The sequence below is a fragment of the Isoptericola sp. MSGPD8_1_ISO-PGPR-S23-394 genome (assembly GCF_058072785.1).
In genome coordinates this window covers 3355038-3377048 of the sequence record NZ_CM176517.1, presented here as the reverse complement: position 1 = coordinate 3377048, position 22011 = coordinate 3355038, and the positions used below count along the sequence as shown (strand labels likewise).

Annotated in this window: 21 protein-coding genes and 1 riboswitch; of the genes, 7 read left to right on the top strand and 14 right to left on the bottom strand. The window is 74.3% G+C overall.

What is annotated here, in order from left to right:
* Positions 1–40: 40 nt before the first annotated feature.
* Complete coding sequence (locus AC3RJ8_RS15530) at positions 41–1312, bottom strand: O-succinylhomoserine sulfhydrylase (protein ID WP_489713449.1); 1272 nt, start codon at positions 1310–1312, stop codon at positions 41–43.
* Complete coding sequence (locus AC3RJ8_RS15525) at positions 1309–1776, bottom strand: rhodanese-like domain-containing protein (RefSeq protein WP_489713448.1); 468 nt, start codon at positions 1774–1776, stop codon at positions 1309–1311. Before AC3RJ8_RS15525 ends, AC3RJ8_RS15530 begins: the two co-directional genes overlap by 4 nt.
* 243 nt (positions 1777–2019) lie before the next feature.
* Positions 2020–2134: riboswitch (SAM riboswitch) on the top strand.
* 31 nt (positions 2135–2165) lie between these two features.
* Between AC3RJ8_RS15525 and AC3RJ8_RS15520 the strand changes: the two genes are divergently transcribed.
* On the top strand, positions 2166–3599 hold the full coding sequence (locus AC3RJ8_RS15520) for an aminotransferase class V-fold PLP-dependent enzyme (RefSeq protein WP_489713447.1): 1434 nt from the start codon (positions 2166–2168) through the stop codon (positions 3597–3599).
* 8 nt (positions 3600–3607) lie between these two features.
* On the opposite strand, the gene AC3RJ8_RS15515 is transcribed toward AC3RJ8_RS15520, so the two are convergent.
* Positions 3608–4096, bottom strand: coding sequence for a redoxin family protein (locus AC3RJ8_RS15515; protein ID WP_489713446.1), 489 nt, complete (start codon positions 4094–4096; stop codon positions 3608–3610).
* A 75-nt stretch (positions 4097–4171) separates the two neighbouring features.
* On the opposite strand from AC3RJ8_RS15515, the gene AC3RJ8_RS15510 reads away from it, so the two are divergent.
* The gene (locus tag AC3RJ8_RS15510) at positions 4172–4636 is read left to right on the top strand and encodes a MarR family winged helix-turn-helix transcriptional regulator (RefSeq protein ID WP_489713445.1); all 465 of its coding nucleotides are present in this window, start codon (positions 4172–4174) and stop codon (positions 4634–4636) included.
* Positions 4637–4669: 33 nt separating this feature from the next.
* Here the strand turns inward: AC3RJ8_RS15510 and AC3RJ8_RS15505 are convergent, their stop codons facing one another.
* The 4 genes from AC3RJ8_RS15505 to AC3RJ8_RS15490 all read right to left on the bottom strand — a co-directional run bounded on the left by AC3RJ8_RS15505 (position 4670) and on the right by AC3RJ8_RS15490 (position 9931).
* Positions 4670–6130 (bottom strand): amidase, encoded by a 1461-nt coding sequence (locus tag AC3RJ8_RS15505; RefSeq protein WP_489713444.1) that lies wholly within the window; start codon positions 6128–6130, stop codon positions 4670–4672.
* 83 nt (positions 6131–6213) lie between these two features.
* Entirely contained in the window at positions 6214–7224 is a 1011-nt protein-coding gene (locus tag AC3RJ8_RS15500) for a MaoC family dehydratase (protein ID WP_489713443.1), read from the bottom strand.
* Positions 7221–8570, bottom strand: a complete 1350-nt coding sequence (locus AC3RJ8_RS15495; RefSeq protein WP_489713442.1) for a 3-oxoacyl-ACP reductase — start codon at positions 8568–8570, stop codon at positions 7221–7223. Before AC3RJ8_RS15495 ends, AC3RJ8_RS15500 begins: the two co-directional genes overlap by 4 nt.
* Positions 8571–8587: 17 nt before the next feature.
* Complete coding sequence (locus AC3RJ8_RS15490) at positions 8588–9931, bottom strand: acetyl-CoA C-acetyltransferase (RefSeq protein ID WP_489713441.1); 1344 nt, start codon at positions 9929–9931, stop codon at positions 8588–8590.
* Positions 9932–10023: 92 nt separating this feature from the next.
* Here AC3RJ8_RS15490 and AC3RJ8_RS15485 point away from each other — a divergent pair, with 92 nt between their 5' ends.
* Both AC3RJ8_RS15485 and AC3RJ8_RS15480 read left to right on the top strand, forming a co-directional pair.
* A complete protein-coding gene (locus AC3RJ8_RS15485; RefSeq protein WP_489713440.1) occupies positions 10024–10761 on the top strand; it encodes a TetR/AcrR family transcriptional regulator in 738 nt (245 codons plus the stop codon).
* The gene (locus AC3RJ8_RS15480; protein WP_489713439.1) at positions 10758–12860 is read left to right on the top strand and encodes an acyl-CoA dehydrogenase family protein; all 2103 of its coding nucleotides are present in this window, start codon (positions 10758–10760) and stop codon (positions 12858–12860) included. The genes AC3RJ8_RS15485 and AC3RJ8_RS15480 overlap by 4 nt, the downstream gene beginning before the upstream one ends.
* Before the next feature lie 4 nt (positions 12861–12864).
* Here the strand turns inward: AC3RJ8_RS15480 and AC3RJ8_RS15475 are convergent, their stop codons facing one another.
* Complete coding sequence (locus AC3RJ8_RS15475; RefSeq protein WP_489713438.1) at positions 12865–13170, bottom strand: hypothetical protein; 306 nt, start codon at positions 13168–13170, stop codon at positions 12865–12867.
* A 167-nt stretch (positions 13171–13337) separates the two neighbouring features.
* Complete coding sequence (locus AC3RJ8_RS15470; RefSeq protein ID WP_489713437.1) at positions 13338–13811, bottom strand: hypothetical protein; 474 nt, start codon at positions 13809–13811, stop codon at positions 13338–13340.
* 202 nt (positions 13812–14013) lie between these two features.
* On the opposite strand from AC3RJ8_RS15470, the gene AC3RJ8_RS15465 reads away from it, so the two are divergent.
* A complete protein-coding gene (locus AC3RJ8_RS15465) occupies positions 14014–14550 on the top strand; it encodes a hypothetical protein (protein WP_489713436.1) in 537 nt (178 codons plus the stop codon).
* Here the strand turns inward: AC3RJ8_RS15465 and AC3RJ8_RS15460 are convergent.
* Genes AC3RJ8_RS15460 through AC3RJ8_RS15440 form a run of 5 tightly spaced genes read right to left on the bottom strand, consistent with a single transcriptional unit; the run spans position 14516 to position 18510 of the window.
* Positions 14516–15412 carry a prenyltransferase gene (locus tag AC3RJ8_RS15460; protein WP_489713435.1) on the bottom strand — a complete coding sequence of 299 codons (897 nt, stop codon included), beginning with the start codon at positions 15410–15412 and terminating at the stop codon, positions 14516–14518. The genes AC3RJ8_RS15465 and AC3RJ8_RS15460 overlap by 35 nt on opposite strands.
* Positions 15409–15720: a lycopene cyclase domain-containing protein gene (locus tag AC3RJ8_RS15455; protein ID WP_489713434.1), complete on the bottom strand. Its 312-nt coding sequence runs from the start codon at positions 15718–15720 to the stop codon at positions 15409–15411. Before AC3RJ8_RS15455 ends, AC3RJ8_RS15460 begins: the two co-directional genes overlap by 4 nt.
* Complete coding sequence (locus tag AC3RJ8_RS15450; RefSeq protein WP_489713433.1) at positions 15717–16067, bottom strand: lycopene cyclase domain-containing protein; 351 nt, start codon at positions 16065–16067, stop codon at positions 15717–15719. Before AC3RJ8_RS15450 ends, AC3RJ8_RS15455 begins: the two co-directional genes overlap by 4 nt.
* The gene (gene crtI, locus AC3RJ8_RS15445; protein ID WP_489713432.1) at positions 16064–17653 is read right to left on the bottom strand and encodes a phytoene desaturase family protein; all 1590 of its coding nucleotides are present in this window, start codon (positions 17651–17653) and stop codon (positions 16064–16066) included. Before crtI ends, AC3RJ8_RS15450 begins: the two co-directional genes overlap by 4 nt.
* Positions 17650–18510 carry a phytoene/squalene synthase family protein gene (locus tag AC3RJ8_RS15440; protein WP_489713431.1) on the bottom strand — a complete coding sequence of 287 codons (861 nt, stop codon included), beginning with the start codon at positions 18508–18510 and terminating at the stop codon, positions 17650–17652. Before AC3RJ8_RS15440 ends, crtI begins: the two co-directional genes overlap by 4 nt.
* A 317-nt stretch (positions 18511–18827) precedes the next feature.
* Between AC3RJ8_RS15440 and AC3RJ8_RS15435 the strand changes: the two genes are divergently transcribed.
* Both AC3RJ8_RS15435 and purL read left to right on the top strand, forming a co-directional pair.
* Positions 18828–19400, top strand: coding sequence for a MarR family winged helix-turn-helix transcriptional regulator (locus AC3RJ8_RS15435; protein ID WP_489713430.1), 573 nt, complete (start codon positions 18828–18830; stop codon positions 19398–19400).
* A 167-nt stretch (positions 19401–19567) separates the two neighbouring features.
* Positions 19568–21913 carry a phosphoribosylformylglycinamidine synthase subunit PurL gene (gene purL / locus AC3RJ8_RS15430; RefSeq protein WP_489713429.1) on the top strand — a complete coding sequence of 782 codons (2346 nt, stop codon included), beginning with the start codon at positions 19568–19570 and terminating at the stop codon, positions 21911–21913.
* Positions 21914–22011: the final 98 nt, after the last annotated feature.

Below are 22011 nucleotides of genomic sequence, written 5' to 3'. Positions count from 1 at the left end.
GCGCCGTCCGACAAGCGCCGCGTGTCTCGTGCTCGCCCGGTCAGGCCCGCAGGGCCTGGTCCACGTCCTCGATGATGTCCAGCGGGTCCTCGAGGCCGACGGAGAGCCGCACGGTCGTGTCCCGGATGCCGACGGCGGCCCGGCCGTCCGGACCCAGCTTGCGGTGCGTCGTCGTCGCCGGGTGCGTGACGATCGACTTGGTGTCGCCGAGGTTGTTGGACAGGTCCACGATGCGCAGCGCGTCGAGGAACCGGAAGGTGCGCTGCTTCGCCTCGGCCGGGGTGGCGCCGTCGGGCACCGTGAGCTCGAAGGTGACGACGGTGCCGCCGCCGGTCTGCTGGGACGTCGCCAGCTCGTGCTGCGGGTGCGACGGCAGGAACGGGTAGCGGACGCGGGTGATCTCCTCGCGTCCTTCCAGCGCCGTCGCGACCTGCAGCGCGGCGGCGTTCTGGGCGCGCACCCGCACGTCGAGGGTCTCGAGGCCCTTGAGCAGCACCCAGGCGTTGAAGGGGCTCAGCGACGGGCCGGTGTGCCGCAGGAACGTCTGGACGGGTCCGGAGAGGAACTCCTCGGACCCGAGGATCGCCCCGCCCAGCACGCGCCCCTGCCCGTCGATGTGCTTGGTCGCGGAGTAGACGACGACGTCGGCGCCGAGCTCGAACGGCTTCTGCAAGATCGGCGTGGCGAACACGTTGTCCACCACGACGACGGCGCCGGCCGCGTGGGCGAGCTCGCTGACGCGGCGCACGTCGACCAGGTCCTGCATGGGGTTGGAGGGGGTCTCGAAGAACACGACGTCGGCCGGCGTGGCGAGGGCTTCCTCCCACTGGGACGGCACGTGCCCGTCGACGAGGTCGACCCGTACGTCCCACTTGGCGAGGATCTCGTCGTAGATGACGTTGGTGGAGCCGAACAACGCACGGGCGGAGACGATGCGGGACCCGGAGGACACCAGCGCCGCGAGGGTCGTGAAGACCGCCGACATGCCGGTCGCGGTGGCGTAGCAGGCCTCGGCGCCCTCGACGAGGCGCAGCCGCTCCTCGAACGTGTGCACGGTCGGGTTGCCGTACCGCGAGTACATGAACCGCGAGGTCTCCCCGGCGAACGCGGCCTCGGCGTCGGCGGCGGAGCCGTAGGTGTAGCCCTGGGTGAGGAAGAGCCCCTCGGACATCTCCTCGAACTCGGAGCGCCGGTGCCCACCGCGCACGGCGAGCGTCGCCGGGCGGACGCCGTCGGGCAGCGGGCCGCGCCCCGACCCACCGGGCCGGGTCGGGTCAGCGCCGGGGCCGGTGGGGACCTCGGTGCCGGTCACGCGGTGGCCTCGTCGTAGGAGCCCCAGGGCAGGCCGCGCACCTTCCAGCCCTGCTGGTCGCGCACCCCGCCGAAGCCGGGCGCGCCCTCGAAGCCCTCGAGGACGTTGTAGGACGGGCCGATACCCGCGGAGGTGGCGAGCCGGGCGGCCCCGATGGAGCGCTGGCCGGAGCGGCACAGGAAGACGACCGGCCGGTCGGGGCCGATCCCTGCCATCTCCAGCTCGGCGAGGAAGGCCGGGTTGGGTCGGCCGTCCGCCGTGACCCACTGGGCGAACACGGTGTCCTTGCCGAGCCCGGTGAGGTCAGGGACCCCGATGGTGCGCCACTCGCCGTCGGTGCGGACGTCGACGAGCACGCCGTCCGGCTCGGCGGAGAGCAGGTCCCATGCCTGCTGCGGTGTGATGTCCCCGGCGTAGCCCTGCGCGGGTCGCGGTTCGATCGGCGGTTCGGTCGGTGCGTTCACGGCACTCCTCCCATCGGTCGTGGCGGTAGCACCGCGTCCGAGGGCTGGAGGGCCCCCGCGGGTTGCTGCGGCGTCGACGTGCCACGTCACTCGGCCGCTCGGGATGGTCAGAGCGATCGTACGACACCGCGTCCAGGGAGCGGGACGAGCGTCTCGCCTGCTGGTCGCGCGGCGCTGACTCACATCCTGAGACGCGCCGCCCATTTGTTGACACTCCCCGGCGGATCGGTGAACCTGAGAGCAGGTCATGAGCGCCAGCGCGAAGCCCCGGCTCGCTGGCCGGCAACCCTCCCTCGCGGCGGGGTGCCCCGGGTGACGACCTGGCACGGCGCCGCCCGGCGACCGGCAAGCGCGGGGAGCCCCTCCCCGGAACGAACGAGGAGGACGTCATGACCACGCTCACGGAGAGCCCCGCCTGTCCGGGCGCCGAGGCCACCGTCGCGGACCTCGCCCCGCTGCTGCCCGTCGTCGGGCACGAGACCCCCGCCCCCCTCGTCGACGGCCGCCGGCTCTCGTACGCGAACCTCGACGTCGCGGCCTCGGCCCCGGCGCTGCAGGCCGTCGCCGACCGCATCACCCGCACCCTCCCGCTGTACGCCTCCGTGCACCGCGGTGCCGGGTACCTCTCGCAGGTCTCCACCTCCCTGTACGAGACGGCGCGGCGCACCATCGGCGAGTTCGTGGGTGCGCGCGACGACGACGCCACGCTGATCGTGCGCAACACCACCGACGCGCTGAACCTGCTCGCCGGGTGCCTCCCGGCAGTCGACGGCGAGCCCGGCCGGGTGCTCGTCCTCGACGTCGAGCATCACGCGAACTTCCTGCCCTGGCAGCGCGGCGCGGACGCCACCGTGCTGACCGGGCGCGCCACGGCCGCCGGGACCGTCACCGCGCTGCGCGACGAGCTGGCCGCCGGCGCCGCCGCCGGCCGGGCCTACGCCCTCGTGGCCCTCACCGGCGCCTCGAACGTCACCGGCGAGGTGCTGCCGGTCGCCGACGTCGTGAGCGCAGCCCACGCCGTCGGTACCCGGGTGCTCCTCGACGGTGCGCAGCTCGTGCCGCACCGCCGCTTCTCGCTGGCCGAGACCGGCGTCGACTACCTCGCGTTCTCCGGGCACAAGACCTACGCCCCGTTCGGCGCCGGGGTGCTGGTGGGCCGGCGGGACTGGCTCGACGCCGGCACGCCCTACCTCGCGGGCGGCGGCGCCGTGCGCAGCGTGCGGGTCGACGGCACCGAGTGGCACGACGGCCCGGCCCGGCACGAGGCCGGCTCGCCCAACGTGCTCGGCGCGCTGGCGCTCGCGGCGGCCTGCGAGGCGCTGGCCGGGGTCGACCCGGTCGCGCTGCGCGAGCACGAGGACGCACTGCGCGCGCGCCTCGTCGCGGGCCTCGAGGTGATCGAGGGTGTCGAGGTGGTGCGGCTGTGGCCCGATGCCGCCGACGCCGTCGGGGTCGTCACGTTCACCGTCGCCGGGTACGAGCCCGGCGCGGTCGCCGCGTACCTGTCCGCCGAGCACGGCATCGGGGTGCGCGACGGGCGGTTCTGCGCGCACCCGCTGCTCTCCCGTCTGGGGTACGGCGCGGGGGCGGTCCGCTCGTCCGTGGGCGTCGGCACGGCGGGGGAGGAGGTCGAGCGCCTGGTCGCTGCCGTGGGTGCCCTGGTCGCCGACGGTCCGCAGGCGCGCTACGACGTCGTGGACGGCCTGTGGATCGTCGTCGACGACCCGCGCCCCGTGCCCGAGGGCTCCGGGCTCGAGGGGCTGCTCGCCACCGCCGGGCCTGGCCGCGACGAGGCGTTCGGCTGCCTGCCCGAGGACGCCTGACCCGGCTCTCAGGCGGTCGCCAGGCTGGCCAACGCCTCGCGGACCTCGTCCGCCGAGAAGCTGGTGACCGGCAGCGCGGAGGTGCGCGCCGCACGCACCACGCCGCGGGCGTCGAGGACGAACGTGCCGCTGTGCTGCAGCAGTGCGACCTTCCGCAGCCCGGCGTCCGCGTGGTCCCCGGTGGCCCACACCTCTGCGACCGGGGCCCGGCGCGCCGCGCGCCCCGCGGCCGTGGCGGCCTCGGCAGCAGCGCCCGGCGCGAGCAGCAGGAAGGCCGTGTCCCCGAGCTCTCCGGCGTCGTGCATGCGCTGCACCTGGGCCGCGTGCGCGAGGCACACCGGGCAGGTCGCGGACCGCATGAAGTGGACGACGGCGGTGCGCCCGGCCACGACGTCGCCGAGTGTGCGCTCCTGCCCGTCCGGACCCACGAGGGTCAGCGCGGGCAGCGTCGTGCCGAGGGCGGGGTGCTGGTCCTGCGGTGATGCTCCGGTGCTCATGGCGGGTCCTTCGGTCGTAGACTAGGACCATGATCGTCAACCAACCTGCGTATATTGTCAAGGGGGTTGCGCAGCTTGTTCGATGACGCCCTCCAGCGCTTCTCGGCGGGAGCCCGCGACGACCTGGGCTTCCTGCTCCTCGCGGCCGCCGACGCCGTCGTGACGGCGACGATCGCCGAGGTCGCCGCCCAGGGGCACCCACGGATCCGACGGGTCCACGTGCCCGTGTTCCAGCACCTGGACCCCGCCGGCACCACGATCAGCGCGCTCGCCGAACGGGCCGGTGTGACCCGCCAGGCCATGACCGGCGTCGTGCGCGAGCTCGAGGAGCTCGGTTACGTCGTCACCGCGCCCGATCCCGGCGACCGTCGTGCGCGTCGCGTGTCCCTCACGGCGCGAGGCGCGGAGTACTGTCAGGCCGCGAGCCACGTCAGCGAGCGGGTGGCCGCGCGGTGGGCCAGCCGGCTCGGGGACGAGGGGGTGGACCGGCTGCGGGAGCAGCTCAGGTCGCTCGCCGCCGGAGAACCCGACCGCGCCTGACGGACACCGGCCTGACGGTCATCAGACCGGCGGTCACCAGACCGGCGGGTGCCGCTCCGGCCAGCGCAGCACGTCCTCGAGCTGCGCGGCCAGCGCCAGCAGGGTCAGCTCGCCGCCCGGACGGCCGATGAGCTGGACCCCCATCGGCAGGCCGTCGTCGGTCCAGTGCGTCGGCACGGTGATCGCGGGCAGCCCCGCGACGTTGAGCCAGGACGTGAACGGCGTGTACTGGCACTGCTGGGCGAAGTTGCGGTCCGGGTCCTCGGCGTCGAACCAGCCGACGGGTCGGGGTGTCATGGCCAGCGCCGGGGTCACCACGGCGTCCAGCGAACCCAGGCCCGCGATGAGCCGGCGCTCGAACGCGGACAGGACCCGCAGCGCCTCGACCAGCTCGCGGGCGGGCACCTCGCGGCCTCGACCGATCAGCCACCGGGTCAGCGGCTCGAGCCGGTCCAGCGCGGCCGCGTCGTCGATCGGCACCGCGGAGGCGCCCCCCATCCACAGGCTGCGGAACGCGTCGCCATACTCGGGCGCCGCGTCCCAGCGGTGCTCCTCGACGCCGTGCCCGAGCCCGGTCAGGGCCGCCACCCCCGCGTCGAGCGCCGCCGTCGCCTCCGGGGCCACGGTGATCTCGTAGTAGTCGTCCCACGCCGACCAGGTGGTCACCCCCAGGCGGAACCGGCCGCCACTCCTGCCCGCACTGCCGTCGCGCCCCGCCACCTCCCCGCGCTGCGCCGCCGCGAGGTACGCCCCGGCGTGCGCGGCCGGGGTGCGCAGCGTGAAAGGGTGCGCCACCGTGCCGTCCGGGTGCCGCGCGAGCATGCCCTCCAGCAGCAGCGCCGTGTCCGCCGTGGTGCGGGCGAGCGGCCCGTTGACGACCAGCCCGCCCGGCGACTCGACACCCGACCCCGACGGCAGCAGCCCGCGGCTCGGCTTGAGCCCGACCACCCCGCAGGCCGCGGCAGGGATGCGGACGGAACCCCCGCCGTCGGACCCCGGGGCGAAGGGCAGCAGCCCGGCCGCGACGGCGACGGCCGCGCCACCGCTCGACCCGCCGGCCCCGCGCTCCAGGTCCCACGGGTTGCGTGCGACCGGTCCGGCGAGGGGCTCGGTGTAGGCGGGGAAGCCGAGCTCGGGCGCCGTGGTCCGGCCGAGGCTGACCGTGCCTGCCGCGTCCAGGTCGAGCACGACGCCGTCGGAGACCTCCGGCACGAACCCGGCGAGCGCCCGCGAGCCGAACCTCGTCGGCACGCCGGCGCGGGCGAACAGGTCCTTGTCGCCCGTCGGCATGCCCCACAGGGTGCCCGACGGCGGCCCGAGCGTCGCGACGCGTTCCCGCGCCAGGTCCGCGGTCACCCGGGAGAACGCGCCGAGGCGGTCGTTGCGGGCCGCGATGCGGGACAGGAAGTGCTCGGTCACCTCGGCGGGGGTGAGCTCGCCGGCCCGGAGGCGGTCACGCAGCTCGACGGCGGTCAGCTCGTGCAGGGCGTCCATGCCCCGACCCTACGACGGTGCCGAGCAGGAGGTTGGGCCCGAATTGATGGCCTATTGCGGGCGCAACCTCCTGCTCGGCAGGCTCAGAGGGGTGTGACCGTCCCGGAGAAGTGCTGCTGGCGCCGCCGGCCGTTCCAGCCGACGTACCCGAACCCGTCCGGCTCCTGGGTCACCGCGAGGTCGACCGTCCCGGGCAGCAGCACCGGCTTGGCGAACTCCACCGTCCAGCGGTACGCGCCCCCGCGCTGGTGCCCGACGTCCGCGAGTGCCCGGGCGGCGGTGTACATCCCGTGCGCGATCGCCCGCGGGAACCCGAACGCCTTCGCCGACAGCGCGGACAGATGGATCGGGTTGCGGTCCCCGGAGACCGCACCGTAGGCGCGACCCGTGCCGGGGCCCAACGCCCAGCGGCCCGTCGGCAGGGGCGGGTGCCAGTCCGCGCGGGGCTCGTGGTCGGGTGCCGGCCGGTCCGGGAGCTCGAAGCCCTTGGCGAGGTACGTCGAGACCCCCCGCCAGACGGGCCGCCCCGTCGTCGTGCCGGTGGCGTCGCGCCAGACCTCCGCGACCAGGTCCACCTGCACGCCGCGGCGGTGGGGGCGCAGGTTCTCCGCCCACGCCCGCACCTCGAGCTCGTCCCCGAGCCGGACCGGCTCGCGCAGCTCGACGGCGTTGGCCAGGTGCACCATGCCGAGCAGCGGCAGGGGGAAGTCGCCGCGCACCATGACGGCGGTGGCCAGCGGGAACGCGAGCACGTGCAGGTATCCCGCGGGCAGCACGTCCCCGACGGGCTCGTGCAGCAGCCGCTGGTACTCGTGCAGGTGGCGGGCCAGGCGCGCGGTCGTGACACCCGGGACCCGGTAGGCGACGTCCGGCAGGGTCAGAGGGTCGCCGCCGGTCGCGTCCTCGGTGCCCCGGCCGTCCGAGGGCGAGCGTCCCGCGCCGACGACCGGCAGCGCCGGCAGGGCCCGGCCGGCGGCGATCCGGCCCGACGCCGCGGCTCCTCGCGCGTAGAGCCCGCCGAGCCCCGGGAGGCTCGGCTGGGTCTCGACCCGCAGCGTCGCGCCGTCGCTGGTCCGCAGCGGTTCGGCCGTCACTGACCCACCATGTGCTGACCGCACACCCGCAGCACCTGCCCGTTGACGCCGGCCGCGGCCGGGGAGGCGAGGAACGCGATCGCCTCGGCGACGTCGACCGGCTTGCCACCCTGCGCGAGCGTCGGCAACCGGCGCGCCACCTCGCGGGTGGCGAACGGGATCGAGGACGTCATGTCGGTCTCGATGAAGCCGGGAGCGACGGCGTTCGCCGTCCCGCCCCGGGCTGCCAGGAGCGCCGCCATCGCGCGCGTGTGCCCGATGACGCCGGCCTTCGAGAACGCGTAGTTGGACTGGCCCTTGTTCCCGGCGATCCCGGACGTCGAGGCGAGGGAGACGATGTGCAGCCCGTCGATCCCCGCGGCGAGCAGCGTCTCGTTGATCCGCAGCTGCGCGGCGAGGTTCACCGCCACGACCGACTCCCACTGGGCGGGCTTCATGTTGGCGAGCAGCTTGTCGCGCAGGATGCCCGCGTTGTGGACGACGACGTCGAGGCCGCCGTGGCGCTCGCGGGCGTGGGTCAGGATCCGCGCCCCGGCGTCGTCGGCGGTGACGTCGAGCTGCAGGGCCGTGCCACCCACCGCGTTGGCGGTGCGGCTCAGGCCCTCGCCGGCGGCGGGGACGTCCACGCAGACCACGGTGGCGCCGTCGCGGGCCAGGGTCGTGGCGATGGCCGCCCCGATGCCGCGAGCGGCGCCGGTGACGACGGCGACCTTGCCCGCCAGCGGACGGTCCCAGCTCTCGGTGCCGGCACCCGCACCGCCGGCAAGCCCGACGCGCAGGAGCTGGCCGTCCACGTAGGCGCTCTTGGCGGACAGGAAGAACCGCAGCGCCGCGAGGCTCGGGCCCGCGTCGACGGTCGCGCCGTCGGTCAGCACCACACCGTTGCCGGTGGCGCCGCCGCGCAGCTCCTTGGCGAGCGAGCGCAGGAAGCCGTCGACACCGTTCCGGGTGGCGGCCACCGCGGGGGAGTCGCCCTCGGCGGGCGCGCGGGAGACCGTCACGACCCGGCCGTTGCCGGCCAGCTGTCGCAGCACGGAACCGGCGGCGAGGACGGGAGCGGCGAGGTCGGTGGGTGCGGACGCCTCGGTGAGGACGAGGATCACGGCACCCCAACGGACGTCGTCGGCGGGCTGGCGGCGGACGTCGAGGTCCCAGCCGAGCAGCGCCTGGGCGAGCGCGTCGGCGTCGCCCTTCGAGGCGTCGTCGGACAGCAGGAGGACGGGGCCGACGGTGAGCGGTTCACCGGCGCGGAAGCGCCGCAGGATGGCGGGCCGGGGGAGTCCCAGCTTCTTGGCGAGGGTCTGGGTGAACCCGGAGTTGACGGCCTGGGTGTAGCGGTCGGTCATCAGGTTTCCTTCCCGGCTCAGACGGACTCGACGATGGCGGTGGCGCCGAGCCCGCCGGCGGCGCAGACGGAGATCAGCGCCCGAGCGGTCTCGCCCGTCTCGGCGGCACGCTGGGCCACCAGCTTGGCGGCGGTGGCGACGATCCGCCCGCCGGTGGCGGCGAACGGGTGCCCGGCGGCCAGCGAGGAGCCGTTGACGTTGATCCGGGCGCGGTCGACGGTGCCGAACGCCCCCGTCAGCCCGAGCTCGTTCTTGCCGTAGTCGGGGTCCTCCCAGGCGGCCAGCGTCGTCAGCACGGTGGAGGCGAACGCCTCGTGGATCTCGAAGAAGTCGATGTCGTCGAGGGTGAGCCCGTTGCGGGTCAGGAGGCGGGGCACGGCGTGCACGGGGGCCATGAGCAGGCCCTCGCGGCCGTGCACGAAGTCGACGGCGGCCGTCTCGGCGTCCACGAACCGGGCGAGCACGGGCAGGTCGTGCGACTCGGCCCACTCGCGCGAGCCGAGCAGCACCGTCGAGGCGCCGTCGGTCAGCGGGGTGGAGTTGCCGGCCGTCATCGTGGCGGGCGTCTCCAGCGACCGGCCGAACACCGGCTTGAGGCCGGCGAGCTTCTCCAGGGAGGTGTCGGCGCGCAGGTTGTCGTCGCGCGTCAGGCCGCGGAACGGCGTGACGAGGTCGTCGAAGAACCCGGACTCCCACGCGGCGGCGAGGTGCTGGTGGCTGGCGAGGGCGATCTCGTCCTGCGCCTCGCGGGAGACGCCCCAGCGGGCGGTGGTGATCGCCTGGTGCTCGCCCATCGACAGCCCGGTGCGGGGCTCGTCGGTGGCGGGGGCCATCGGCTTGAGGTCGCCGGGACGGACGGTGGCGAGCGCCTTGGCGCGGGCCTGCCAGGTCTTGGCGTGCTGGGCCTCGAGGAGGGCGCGGCGCAGGCCCTCGCTGACGGCGATGGGGGCGTCGGAGACGGTGTCGGTACCGCCGGCGACGCCCGACTCGATCTGGCCGAGCCGGATCTTGTTCGAGATGTTGATGGTGGCCTCGAGGCCGGTGGCGCAGGCCTGCTGGAGGTCGAACGCGGGGGTGCTGGGCGACAGCGAGGAGCCGAGCACGGACTCCCGGACGAGGTTGAAGTCGCGCGAGTGCTTGAGGACCGCGCCACCGACGACCTCGCCGAGGCGCTCGCCCTGCAGCCCGAAGCGGGCCACGAGGCCCTCGAGGGCAGCGGTGAACATCTCCTGGTTGGAGGCGTCGGCGTACTTCTTGCCGGCGCGGGAGAACGGGATGCGGTTGCCGCCGACGACGACGGCGTCGCGGACGTCCGGCCGGTCACCGGCCGCGGGGGCGGGGGTCTGCTGGCGAGTGGCCACTGCGTGCTTCCTTACACTCCGACGGATGTTCAGGTAGTACTCACAGTACCTGATACTCTGAGTCTCGTGAGACGAGTCACAGGGGGTGGCCGATGACGGTCGCAGCACAGGGACGCACGGAGGGCTCTGCCCGTCCACGGCCCGACGGCCGGTCGACCCGGTGGGACGATCATCGCGCCCAGCGGCGCACGTCGCTCGTGCGTGATGCGCGGCGCGCGATCCACGAGCTCGGCCCCGGGGCGTCGATGGACGAGATCGCCGCCGTCGCCGGGACGTCCAAGTCGATCTTCTACCGGTACTTCGACGACAAGGCGGGCCTCCGGCTCGCCGTCGCTGAGTCCGTCGTCGCCGGGATGCACCGCAAGCTCGCCGAGGCCGCCCATGAGGCGCCCACGCCGCACGCCGCCCTGCGGGCGATGGTGCGCGTCTACCTGCAGACCATCGAGCGCTCGCCCCACGTCTACTGGTTCGTCACGCGCACGGCCATCGGCGGCAACGTGCCTGACGACGGCGCGTCCGGCCGGGTGGAGGCGCTCGGCGCCTACCTGGACTCGGTCATCACGCTCGTGGCCGAGCCCGCCGCCCAGGCGGCCGGGGTCCCGCCGTCGACCGCGGCCGCCTGGGCGGCCGGCGCCGTCGGCTTCGTGCGGGGCACGGGGGAGTGGTGGCTCGGCCACACGCTCGCCGCCGGGCTGTCGCGCGACGAGCTCACCGACCAGATCACCACCTGGCTCTGGAACGGGCCCGTCGGGGTGCTGCACCACGACACGACCGACCGGCCCGGGCCCCTCCCGGAAGCACCCACCACCGAGAAGCAGGAGTACCGATGACGACGACGTCCGACCGCACCGAGCACAGCGGCACCACCTCGGCCCGCGGCACAGCCACCGACGCGGCGGACCGCATCGACGTCGCCGGCCTGTCCGAGCTGCTGCTGGGCCGCTGGCCCGAGCTCCGCCGTCGTGCCCGGGCCCGTTCGGGGGACCCGCGCTTCCACAAGGACGAGACGCTGACGCCGGGCGAGCACCGCGAGCGCACGCTCGAGCAGATGCGCGAGATGGTCGCGGACGACGACAAGATCACCTGGCTGGCCTTCCCCGAGCGCATGGGCGGCCAGGACGAGCCCGGCGCCAACCTGGCGTGCTTCTCCGAGCTCGTCGCGGCCGACCCCTCCCTGCAGATCAAGGCGGGTGTCCAGTGGGGTCTGTTCGGTGCGGCGATCCTGCACCTGGGCACCCCGGAGCAGCAGGACCGGTTCCTGCCCGCGGCCATGGACCTGACCGTCCCGGGCGCCTTCGCCATGACGGAGACCGGCCACGGGTCGGACGTCGCCTCGATCGGCACCACGGCCACCTACGACCCGGCCACGGAGGAGTTCGTCCTCGACACCCCGTTCCGCGGGGCGTGGAAGGACTACCTCGGCAACGCCGCGCAGCACGCCACCGCCGCGACGGTGTTCGCCCAGCTGATCACCAACGGTGTCGACCACGGCGTCCACTGCTTCTACGTGCCGATCCGCGAGACGCTCCCGGACGGGTCGGCCGGTCCTTTCCTGCCCGGCGTCGGCGGCGAGGACGACGGCCTCAAGGGCGGCCTGCGGGGCATCGACAACGGGCGCCTGCACTTCTCCGGCGTCCGGGTGCCGCGCACCGACCTGCTGGCCCGCTACGGCTCCGTGGCCGCGGACGGCACCTACTCGTCGCCGATCGACAGCCCCGGACGCCGCTTCTTCACCATGCTCGGCTCGCTGGTCCAGGGTCGCGTGTCCCTCGACGGCTCGGCCGTCAACGCAGCCAAGATCGGCCTCGCCATCGCGGTGAAGTACGCCGCCGAGCGTCGGCAGTTCGCGGGCCCGGGCGTCGACGAGATGGTGATCCTGGACTACGCGACGCACCGCCGGCGTCTGTTCCCGCGCATCGCGGAGGCCTACGCCGGGCACTTCGCGAACGAGCGCCTGCTCGACCTGTTCGACGACGTGTTCTCCGGCGAGCACGACACCCCGGAGAACCGTGAGGACCTCGAGACGACGGCGGCGGCGCTGAAGTCGACGTCGACGGCGTTCGCGCTCGACACGCTGCAGGAGTGCCGCGAGGCGTGCGGCGGCGCCGGGTTCCTCACCGAGAACCGCATTACGTCGCTGCGCGCCGACCTGGACGTGTACGCCACGTTCGAGGGCGACAACACGGTGCTGGCGCAGCTCGTCGCCAAGCGGCTCGTCGGCGACTACGGGCGCGAGCTCAAGGGTGCCACGAAGACGCCTGCCGGCATGGCCCGGTTCGTCGTCGAGCGGGCCACGGACGCCGCGCTGCACCGCACAGGCCTGCGCCGGGTCACCCAGGCGATCGCCGACGTCGGCGACCCGCGCCGCGCCGCCGGGCACCTGCGTGACGCCGACACCCAGCGCGAGCTGCTCGCCGACCGCGTCGCCACGATGGTCGAGGAGGTCGCCCTGGCGTTGCGGCCGGCCCAGAAGGCCGAGCCGGCGGTGGCCGCCCGCATCCTGGACGAGAACCAGGTCGCGCTGGTCGAGGCCGCGCGGGCGCACGCCGACCTGCTGCGGTGGGAGGCGTTCACCGACGCCCTGTCGACGATCGAGGACCCGGCGACCCGTCGCGTCATGACCTGGGTGCGCGACGTCTTCGGGCTCACCGTCATCGAGCGCAACCTCACCTGGTACCTCCTGCACGGTCGGCTCTCCGACCAGCGGGCCCGGACGGTCACGGGCTACGTCGACCGGCTGCTGACGCGGCTGCGCCCGCACGCCGTCGACCTGGTCGACGCCTGGGGCTTCGGGCAGGAGCACCTGCGGGCCAAGATCGCCTCGGGCGCGGAGGCCGAACGCCAGGACGAGGCCCGTGCGTACCTCACGGCCCGGCGGGCCAGCGGTGACGCGCCGGTGAGCGAGAAGGCGCTCAAGAAGAAGCGCTGAGCCGTCAGGCGGCGACCGGTGCGGGCTGTCCGACGGCGGCACCCGCACCGGCGTCGTCGGCGTCCGCGTGGGGGAGGGGTCCGACGATCGCCGCCTCCTGCTCCTCCGCGGTGACCTCCCGCAGCGGCAGGCCCAGGGTGATGGTGGCCGGCCGCTCCGGGGTGCGGGGAGGTGGCGTCATCAGCACGACGCGGAGGGTCCCCGCGACGGCGAGCACCCCCGCCAGGATCGTCAGCACCGGCCCGCCGAGCGCGAGCGCCGCGCCGAGAAGGAGCCCGCCGCCGAGCGCGACGGCAGATCCTTCGAGCACTACCCGTTGCATGTCCTACCTCCACGGTCCGCCTCATCCGTGCTCTTCCCAGGACACGACAGATGGTCGCCCGGCGCATCCGCTGGGGCGCCCTGGCGGGTCACAACTCCGTCTCGACCGGGCCGGGACCTCAGAGCGACCTCAGGGGCGCGTGAAGGTCGGGCCCTTCACGCGTGCGTGTGGCGCCCGGTGAGGCTGTGGCCGAGCAGGAGCGGCGACGGCGGTGCCGCGGCCTGGCGGTGGACCTCGCCGGAGAGGCGCAGGGCGAGCTCGAACCGGACCGCCACGACCGCGTCGGCGCTGAAGCGGCCACCGAGCAGCGGGTGCGGCATGAAGGTCAGGACCTCGTCCTCGCGGGGGACGACGCCGTGGCGGGAGGTCTCCACGACGAGGTCCTCCAGGAGCAGGTCGGTCCGCCCGTCGGGGGATTCGAGCTCGGCGGTGAGCTCGACGGCGTTGTGCCAGCGCATCTCGAGAGTGCCCTCGACGGTGTCCAGGAACCACCACCCCTCGAGCGACTCGAGGAAGACGTCACCGAACAGGGTCGCGAACCGGGGGGTCTTGCCCTGGATGCCCAGCCACGACCAGGACGCCAGCCCGTAGGCGAAGGCGGCTGGGGTGAAGGGTCGCAGGAGGTCCACGGGCGCATCAAAGCACGGTGCGCGCTGCTCGCAAACCCCCTGTCGCGATGAACAAGATGTGACCCGCTTCACGGGCGGACGTCACGTGGTCCAAGGGTTGTTCAAGTCGCCGTCGGCGGGGAACCGGCCGATGCACCGGCTCGTTGGCCTCCACATGAGCCAGACCGACAGCCCTGCCCGTCCGTCGTCCGAACCTGCCGGTGTGGACCTCCGGTCCGTCGCGATCAGCGGGATCACGACCTTCGCCTGGTACGCGGTGCCCGACGTCGTCCGCCCCCGGTGGGCCCGCGCCCTGGCCAAGACCGCCGTGCTGGCGGCAGGCGTCGCCCTCGGCGCGGCGACCACGCGGGAGGGCGCCGAGGCCCGAGCGGCCGTCCGGGACGTCCAGGACGAGATCCGGTCCGCGAAGCTGTCCGCCGAGGTGCCTTCCGAGGTGCCTTCCGGGGCGCCCGAGGCCACGACGCTCCAGTCCACGACGCCCGAGCCGCCGGCGCAGGACGGCGTCGGTGCCGGGCGGGCGGTGGCCGCCACGGCGGCCGTCGTCGGCGGGGTGGTGGTGGTCGGCACCCTCGCCGTCCTGGGCGAACGGTGGACCTACCGGTTCGCCGAGCGGCTCCGAGGCCGCGGGGTGCGTGCCCCGCACGCCGCCGTCGGGCTCGTGCTGGGGGCCGCCGCAGCGGGTCTCGCGGCGATCGAGGCGCCGGTCAGCGCAGAGCGATCCAGATCAGGAGCTGCGTGACCAGGAACCCGGTGACGATGTTGAGCCACAGGAAGCGCCGCCAGCCGGCGTTCGCCCGCTCGCAGTCGGCGTCGTCGAGGTCGCGGAAGGGCGCGATGCTCACCACGTAGGGCACCACCAGCAGGGCCGCGAGCATCCCCGGCCAGCCCGTGGCGAGCAGCACCAGCCCGCCGAGGGCGTAGCACGCCATGGCGGCCCGCACGGTACGGCCCGCCCCGAGCCAGGTGGCCACGGAGCCGAGCCCTGCCGCGCGGTCCGCCTCGACGTCCTGCACCGCGCCGAACGCCTGCGAGGCCATGCCCCAGCAGAAGAACCCGGCCAGGGCGGCGAGCACGGGGACGGTGAAGGCCCCGTCGGCCAGCGCGATACCGAACACCGCGGGGCTGACGAAGTGCGTGCTGGAGGTCGCCGAGTCCAGCACGGGGCGCTCCTTGAAGCGCAGCCGGGGTGCGGAGTACGCGACGACGGCGAACACGCTCACGGCGAGCACCGCCGTCGAGCCCGCGTCGCCCACCACCACCAGGTAGGCGAGGAACGGCAGGTTGGTGAGGACCGCCGCCCAGACGGTCAGGCGGTGCCAGCGCCGAGACAGCACCACTCCCTCGATGCCGCCCTTGCGCGGGTTGCGCAGGTCCGACTCGTAGTCCCAGACGTCGTTGAGCCCGTACATCAGCAGGTTGTACGGGACCAGGAAGTACAGGGTCCCGAGCACCAGCTCGGCCACGCCGGTGCCGGCGATGCCGCCCACCATGACGTACGCGGCCGCGAACGGGTAGGCGGTGTTGATCCAGCTGATCGGGCGCGAGGACCCGACGACCTGTCGCAGCGCGGCGGCCGCTCCGTGCACGGTCGGGGTGGTCATGCGGGCGTCTCCCTCGGTGTGGCCAGCGCCCACAGGCTCGGCAACAACAGCGCGGCGACGACGGGCCAGGTCAGGTCCTCGACGGGCGCCAGCCCGACGGTGGGCCCCAGCAGGGCGTCGCCACCGTAGCGGAACAGGTCGGCGTCGATCATCAGGCTGTCGAACACCACCGTGAGGATCATGAGGACGACGGCGGTGAGGCCGACGGCGGTCCACCAGCGCGCCCCGAGCCCGCGCACCACCGTGGCGACCACGGCGACGGCCAGCGAGCCGGCCACGACCAGCACGGCGAGCAGCGCGTACGTCATCGGATCCTCCTCCCGGATCGGCGGGCGCGTCCGGCGGACCACCGTGCGAGCAGGCCGTGCAGCACCAGCGTGACGTAGCAGAGGAACAGGATGAAGAACAGCTCCTCGAGGGGCAGGTGCGGGGCCAGCTCGATGCCCGTCATCGCCGCGCCGCCGCGCTCGTAGTAGCCCTCCGCGATCGCGACGACGTCCCAGGCGAGGAACACGGCGGTGCCGACGAGCAGCACGACGGCGCCGCGGACCGGGTGCGCCGAGAAGAGCAGCAGCCGGGCGCGGTGGTCGATCAGGGCCATGCACCCCAGCGCTCCGAGCAGCAGCCCGAGGTAGACGAAGTGGTCCCAGGTCATGGGGCTCCCGCCGTCGTCGTGCTCGGCACGGGCACGGCGCCGGCGGTGGTGTCGCCCCGCAGGCGCTTGAGCACGAGCTCCGCGCTGATGAGGCACATGGGCAAGCCGATCCCAGGGATGGTGGACCCGCCCGCGTAGAGCAGCCCGCCCACGTGGCGGGACCGGTTGCCGGCGCGGAACATGGCGCTCTGCCGCAGGGTGTGCGCCGGACCGAGCATCCCGCCCGACCACGACGACAGGTCGGCGGCGAAGTCGCCCGGTCCGACGGTCCGGCGGACGGCGACACGGTCGCGCAGGTCCGGCACGCCGGCCCAGTCGGCGACCCGGTCGATCGCGGCGTCGGCCACCTGCTCGACGACGGCGTCGCCCGCGCCGTCCACCCCGCCACGACCGATGCCGGGGTCGGCGGGGACCGGCACCAGGAGGAACAGGTTCTCGTCGCCGGCCGGGGCGACCGTCGGGTCCGTGCGCGAGGGTGCGCACACGTACAGCGACGCCGGGTCGGGCACCCGCCCGGCGGCGATGTCACCGAAGTTGGCACGCCAGTCGGCGGTGAAGAAGAGCGAGTGGTGAGCGAGCTCGGGCAGCCGCCCGCGCACGCCCAGCATCGCGAGCACGCCCCCGGGGCCCGGGTCCCGGCGGTCCCACCAGCGCTGTGGGTAGGTCTGCAGCGCGGGGGGCAGCAGCTCGGTCTCGACGTGGTGCAGGTCGGCGGCCGCGACGACGACGTCGGCGCGCGTCTCGTGCACGGCCCCGGCGGCGTCGGTCCAGCGCACCCCGGTGGCGTGGGCACGGCGCGGGCCCGGCCCGGGGCCGGGTCCGGACGCCGTCGTGACCTGCGTGACGCGCGCGCCCGTGGTCACCCGGGCGCCGGCCCGCCCGGCGGTCCGCGCCACGGCCGCGACGAGGGCGTGGAACCCGCCCTGGGGATAGCGCACGCCGCCGTCGAGGTCGAGGGCGCTCATGAGGTGGTACATGCTCGGGGCGCGGTCCGGCGAGGAACCGAGGAAGACCGCCGGGTACCCGAGGACCTGGCGCAGGCGGACGTCGTCGAACGAGCCGGCGACGAACGACTCGAGGGACCGGCCCAGCAACGTGCCGAGGCGTGGCAGGCGCGCCAGCACCTCCGGGGAGGCGAGGCCGCGCCAGGACGCGAAGGTCGTGTAGAGGAAGTGCCGCACCGCCATGTCGTAGGTGTCGTGCGCGGAGTCGAGGTAGCGCTCGAGCCGGGCCCCGGCGCCGGGTTCGATCCCCTCGAAGGCGGCGGCGTTGGCGGCGCGGTCCCGGTCGACGTCCAGGGGGTCGGCGTGGCCCTCGAAGAACACCCGGTACGCCGGGTCGAGCGGGTGCAGGTCGAGCTCGGCGTCGGCGGTGGACCCCATGAGCCGGAACCAGTGGTCGAAGACCTCGGGCATCAGGTACCAGGACGGCCCGGTGTCGAAGCGGAACCCGTCGGCCTCCCAGGAGCCGGCGCGGCCGCCGACCTCCGGGTGGCGCTCCAGGACCTCGACGTCGTACCCGTCCCGGGCGAGCAGCCCGGCGGTGGCGAGCCCGGCGATGCCGCCGCCCACGACGACGACCCTCATCGCCGCACCTCCCGCGCGAGCGCCCCGGCGACGATCCGCGCCTTGACGGCGTCCGGGACCCGGACCCGCCGGTGGCGCAGCGTCCCGGCCGGCGTGGCACGCAGCCGTCGGGCGAGCTCCGCGAAGAGGTCGTGCGCGACCTGCACCGCGACCCGGCTGGAGCGCGGCAGGTCCCTGACCGCCCGCTGGGCGACGGCGAGGTCGGCCTCGATGTCGTCCAGCAGCCGGTCCTTGGTCGCCTCGTCGAACGCGGCGGGGTCGAGGGCGGGGAAGTAGCTCCGCCCGCGGGCGTCGACGTCGTCGGCGAGGTCGCGCAGGAAGTTCACCTTCTGGAAGGCCGCACCGAGCCGGGCAGCCCCGGCCGCGCGCCGGCCGTACGCCCCGTCGGCGCCGTCGACGAAGATGCGCAGGCACATCAGGCCGACCACCTCGGCGGAGCCGTGCACGTAGCGGGCGAAGCTCTCGTCGTCGTGCGTCGTGACGGTCAGGTCGGTGCGCATCGAGGCGAAGAACGGGTCGATCAGGTCGGCACCGATCGCGAACCGGCGGGCGGTGCGCACGAACCCGTGCACCACGAGGTCGTGGCTGTAGCCGCGCTTCGTGGCGAGCGCGACCTCCTGCTCCAGCGCGGTGAGGAGCTCGTCGCGCTCGGCGGCGGTGAGGTCGGCCGCGACGTCGTCGACGATCTCGTCGGCCACCCGCACGAGCGCGTAGACGGCGCGCACGTGGTCGCGGACCGCCGGTCCGAGGAGCCGGCAGGCCCAGCCGAACGACGTCGAGTAGGTGTCGACGACGGCGGCGGCGGTACGCCGGGCGGCGCGGTCGAAGTCGGAGCCCGGGCCGGACGCGGCGGTCACGCGGCGGCCTCAACGGCCGTGCGGGCGTCGGCGGCGGTGCCTGGGCGCGTTCCTGCTGGCAGCGGAAGGGCGGACGGGTGCACCGCCTGCCTGCGCTCCGCCGTCTTCAGCACGTCCTCCAGCATGGTGCACGGAGCGAGTCCCGACCACCCGGCGCACAGGACGTCGTCGAGCACCTCGGGCGGTCCCGTCGGGTGCGCGCCCTCCCGCTGGCTGTCCGGCTGTCGTCGGGTCACGCCGTGCCTCGCAATCCTCACCCTGCTGAGTAAGTATCTTTATTGGCGAGATACTAACCACAGGGAGGCTACGATGTCTCCGTGACGCAGGCAAGCACCGAATCGTCGCCGTACTGGTACGGCACCGCGGACACCGAGGCGCGCGGGCTGCTCGACGCCGTGCGCGCCTTCCGTCGCGCCGACGAGGAGATGCGGCAGCGCGCGAGCCGTGACATGGACATGAACGTCAGCGACCTGCGCGCGCTGCGTTACGTCATCGAGTGCGAGCAGGGCGGCGAGCCTGTGACGCCGAGGATGCTGAGCGCCCGGCTCGACATCTCCACCGCCGCCACCACCAAGCTCGTCGACAGGCTCTGCCGGTCGGGGCACCTGGAGCGCCTGCCGCACCCCAGCGACCGCCGCTCCGTCGTCGTCGCGGCCACGCACGACGCCCACCACGAGGTCCGCGAGCGGCTCGGGGGCATGCACGCCCGCATGCTCGGCATTGCGCGGGCGGTGCCGCCGTCGGCCCGCCCCGCGGTGCGCGACTTCCTCCGGTCGATGGCCGCCGAGCTCGCGCGGGAGCACCACGACGCCGCGACGCACGTGGTCACCGACTCCTCGGACGGCCGCGACGCCGACGCGCCGAGGACCGGGCCCGCGCCGGTAGACTGACCCTGCGCCGCCCCGTCCCGCGTCGAGCCGCGCTCGTGGACCGCCGCCGGGGCACGGGTCGCGCGCGACCTGGCCCGGACCGACGCCGGATCCCGTCGCCGTGCGGCGACCGCCGCATGGCACGGAGATCACCCGGTCCGGCATCCCGTGCGACCCGAGGGAAGTTGATGACCGCCGCTGCCGACCGTGCCGCCACCCCGCCGACCCCGCGCCCGACGCTCGACACCGTCGAGAACGCCGCGTCGACCCCCGACGAGAAGCAGCCGTACGGCGAGCTCGGGCTCAAGGCCGAGGAGTACCAGCGGATCCGCGACATCCTCGGACGCCGTCCCACGGCCGCCGAGCTCGCCATGTACTCGGTCATGTGGTCCGAGCACTGCTCCTACAAGTCCTCGAAGAACCACCTGCGGAAGTTCGGCGACCGGGTGACGCCCGAGATGACCGAGCACCTGCTCGTCGGCATCGGCGAGAACGCGGGCGTCGTCGACATCGGCGACGGCTGGGCCGTGACGTTCAAGGTCGAGTCGCACAACCACCCCAGCTACGTCGAGCCCTACCAGGGCGCCGCGACGGGCGTCGGCGGGATCGTGCGCGACATCATCTCGATGGGCGCCCGCCCGGTCGCCGTCATGGACCAGCTCCGCTTCGGGGCGGTCGACCACCCCGACACCGCGCGCGTCGTGCACGGCGTGGTCGCGGGTGTCGGTGGCTACGGCAACTCGCTGGGCCTGCCGAACATCGGTGGCGAGCTCGTGTTCGACTCCTGCTACCAGGGCAACCCGCTCGTCAACGCGCTGTGCCTCGGCGTGCTGCGGCACGAGGACATCCACCTCGCCAACGCCTCCGGCACCGGCAACAAGGTCATCCTGTTCGGCGCGCGCACCGGCGGCGACGGCATCGGGGGCGCCTCCATCCTCGCCTCGGAGACGTTCGAGGACGGCGTGCCCGCCAAGCGGCCGAGCGTGCAGGTGGGCGACCCCTTCATGGAGAAGGTGCTCATCGAGTGCTGCCTCGAGCTCTACGCGGCGAAGGTCGTCGAGGGCATCCAGGACCTCGGTGCCGCGGGCATCTCGTGCGCGACCTCCGAGCTCGCCTCCAACGGCGACGGCGGCATGCACGTGGACCTCGACGACGTCCTGCTGCGCGACCCGTCCCTCAACGCCGGCGAGATCCTCATGTCGGAGTCGCAGGAGCGGATGATGGCCGTCGTCACGCCGGAGAAGCTCGACGCGTTCCTGGCGATCACCGACCGGTGGGACGTCGAGACCTCCGTGATCGGCGAGGTCAACGGCTCGGGCCGCCTGACCATCGACCACCACGGGCAGCGGATCGTCGACGTCGACCCGAAGACCGTGGCGCACGAGGGCCCGGTCTACGACCGCCCGTACGCACGGCCCGTCTGGCAGGACGAGCTGCAGAAGGCCTCGGTCGCCGGTCTCGGGCTCGCCCGGCCGGAGGCCGCGGACGAGCTGCGGGCCACCGCGCTGCGCCTGCTCGCCTCGCCGAACCTCGCCTCGCCCGCCTGGGTGACGGACCAGTACGACCGCTACGTGCAGGGCAACACGGCGCTGTCGCAGCCCGACGACGGCGGCGTGGTGCGTGTCGACGAGTCGACCGGCCTGGGTGTGGCCCTGGCCACCGACGCCAACGGCCGGTTCGGCAAGCTGGACCCGCGGGCCGGCGCCCAGCTCGCGCTGGCCGAGGCGTACCGCAACGTGGCCACCACGGGCGCGACGCCGCTCGCCGTCACCGACTGCCTGAACTTCGGCTCCCCGGAGCACCCCGACTCGATGTGGCAGCTCGTCGAGGCGATCGAGGGCCTCGCCGACGCCTGCCAGGAGCTGGGCGTCCCCGTCACGGGCGGGAACGTCTCGCTGTACAACGGGTCCGGCGAGCCCGGGCAGATCGACTCGTCGATCCACCCGACCCCGGTGGTCGGCGTCCTGGGCGTCCTGGAGGACGTGCGCACCGCCCTGCCGTCCGGCTGGCGCACCGAGGGCGAGCCCGTGCTGCTGCTCGGCGCCACGGCCGACGAGCTCGACGGCTCCGCGTGGGCCGACGTCGAGCACCACCACCTCGGCGGCCTGCCGCCGCGCGTGGACCTCACCGCCGAGCGCGCGCTGGCGGGCGTCCTCGTGGAGGCGCGGCGGTCCGGCGCCGCGAGCGCCGCGCACGACCTGTCCGAGGGCGGGCTCGTGCAGTCGCTGCTCGAGGCGTCGCTGCGCTACGGCGTCGGCGCCGCCGTGTCGCTCGACGCCCTGACGGCGCGCGACGGAGTGACCCCGTTCGCCGCGCTGTTCAGCGAGTCGACCGCCCGGGCGCTGGTCGCGGTCGCGCCCGAGCGGGAGGCCGAGGTCGTGGCCGCCGCCGAGGCGGCGGGCGTGCCGGTCGCGCGGCTGGGCGTGACCGGCGGCCCGTCGCTGTCGGTCGCGTTCGGCGACGAGTCGTTCGAGATCGCCCTGGACGAGGCGCGCACGGCGCACGAGGGCACCCTTCCCCGCATCTTCGGCTGAGGCAGGGTCGACCTTTCCGTAGATGCTGTCTCGATCAACGAGACGGTTCGCTCGTCTCGCACGAGCGCGTCATAGTGGCCGGACCGCCCGAGACCTGC

What these genes read in the sequence shown, in the direction of transcription:
- AC3RJ8_RS15520 (WP_489713447.1), top strand. Translation starts at nt 2,166, where the DNA reads ATGACCACGCTCACGGAGAGCCCCGCCTGTCCGGGCGCCGAGGCCACC.
- AC3RJ8_RS15515 (WP_489713446.1), bottom strand. Translation starts at nt 4,096, where the DNA reads ATGAGCACCGGAGCATCACCGCAGGACCAGCACCCCGCCCTCGGCACG.
- AC3RJ8_RS15505 (WP_489713444.1), bottom strand. Translation starts at nt 6,130, where the DNA reads ATGGACGCCCTGCACGAGCTGACCGCCGTCGAGCTGCGTGACCGCCTC.
- AC3RJ8_RS15495 (WP_489713442.1), bottom strand. Translation starts at nt 8,570, where the DNA reads ATGACCGACCGCTACACCCAGGCCGTCAACTCCGGGTTCACCCAGACC.
- AC3RJ8_RS15485 (WP_489713440.1), top strand. Translation starts at nt 10,024, where the DNA reads ATGACGGTCGCAGCACAGGGACGCACGGAGGGCTCTGCCCGTCCACGG.
- AC3RJ8_RS15480 (WP_489713439.1), top strand. Translation starts at nt 10,758, where the DNA reads ATGACGACGACGTCCGACCGCACCGAGCACAGCGGCACCACCTCGGCC.
- AC3RJ8_RS15460 (WP_489713435.1), bottom strand. Translation starts at nt 15,412, where the DNA reads ATGACCACCCCGACCGTGCACGGAGCGGCCGCCGCGCTGCGACAGGTC.
- AC3RJ8_RS15455 (WP_489713434.1), bottom strand. Translation starts at nt 15,720, where the DNA reads ATGACGTACGCGCTGCTCGCCGTGCTGGTCGTGGCCGGCTCGCTGGCC.
- AC3RJ8_RS15450 (WP_489713433.1), bottom strand. Translation starts at nt 16,067, where the DNA reads ATGACCTGGGACCACTTCGTCTACCTCGGGCTGCTGCTCGGAGCGCTG.
- crtI (WP_489713432.1), bottom strand. Translation starts at nt 17,653, where the DNA reads ATGAGGGTCGTCGTCGTGGGCGGCGGCATCGCCGGGCTCGCCACCGCC.
- purL (WP_489713429.1), top strand. Translation starts at nt 19,568, where the DNA reads ATGACCGCCGCTGCCGACCGTGCCGCCACCCCGCCGACCCCGCGCCCG.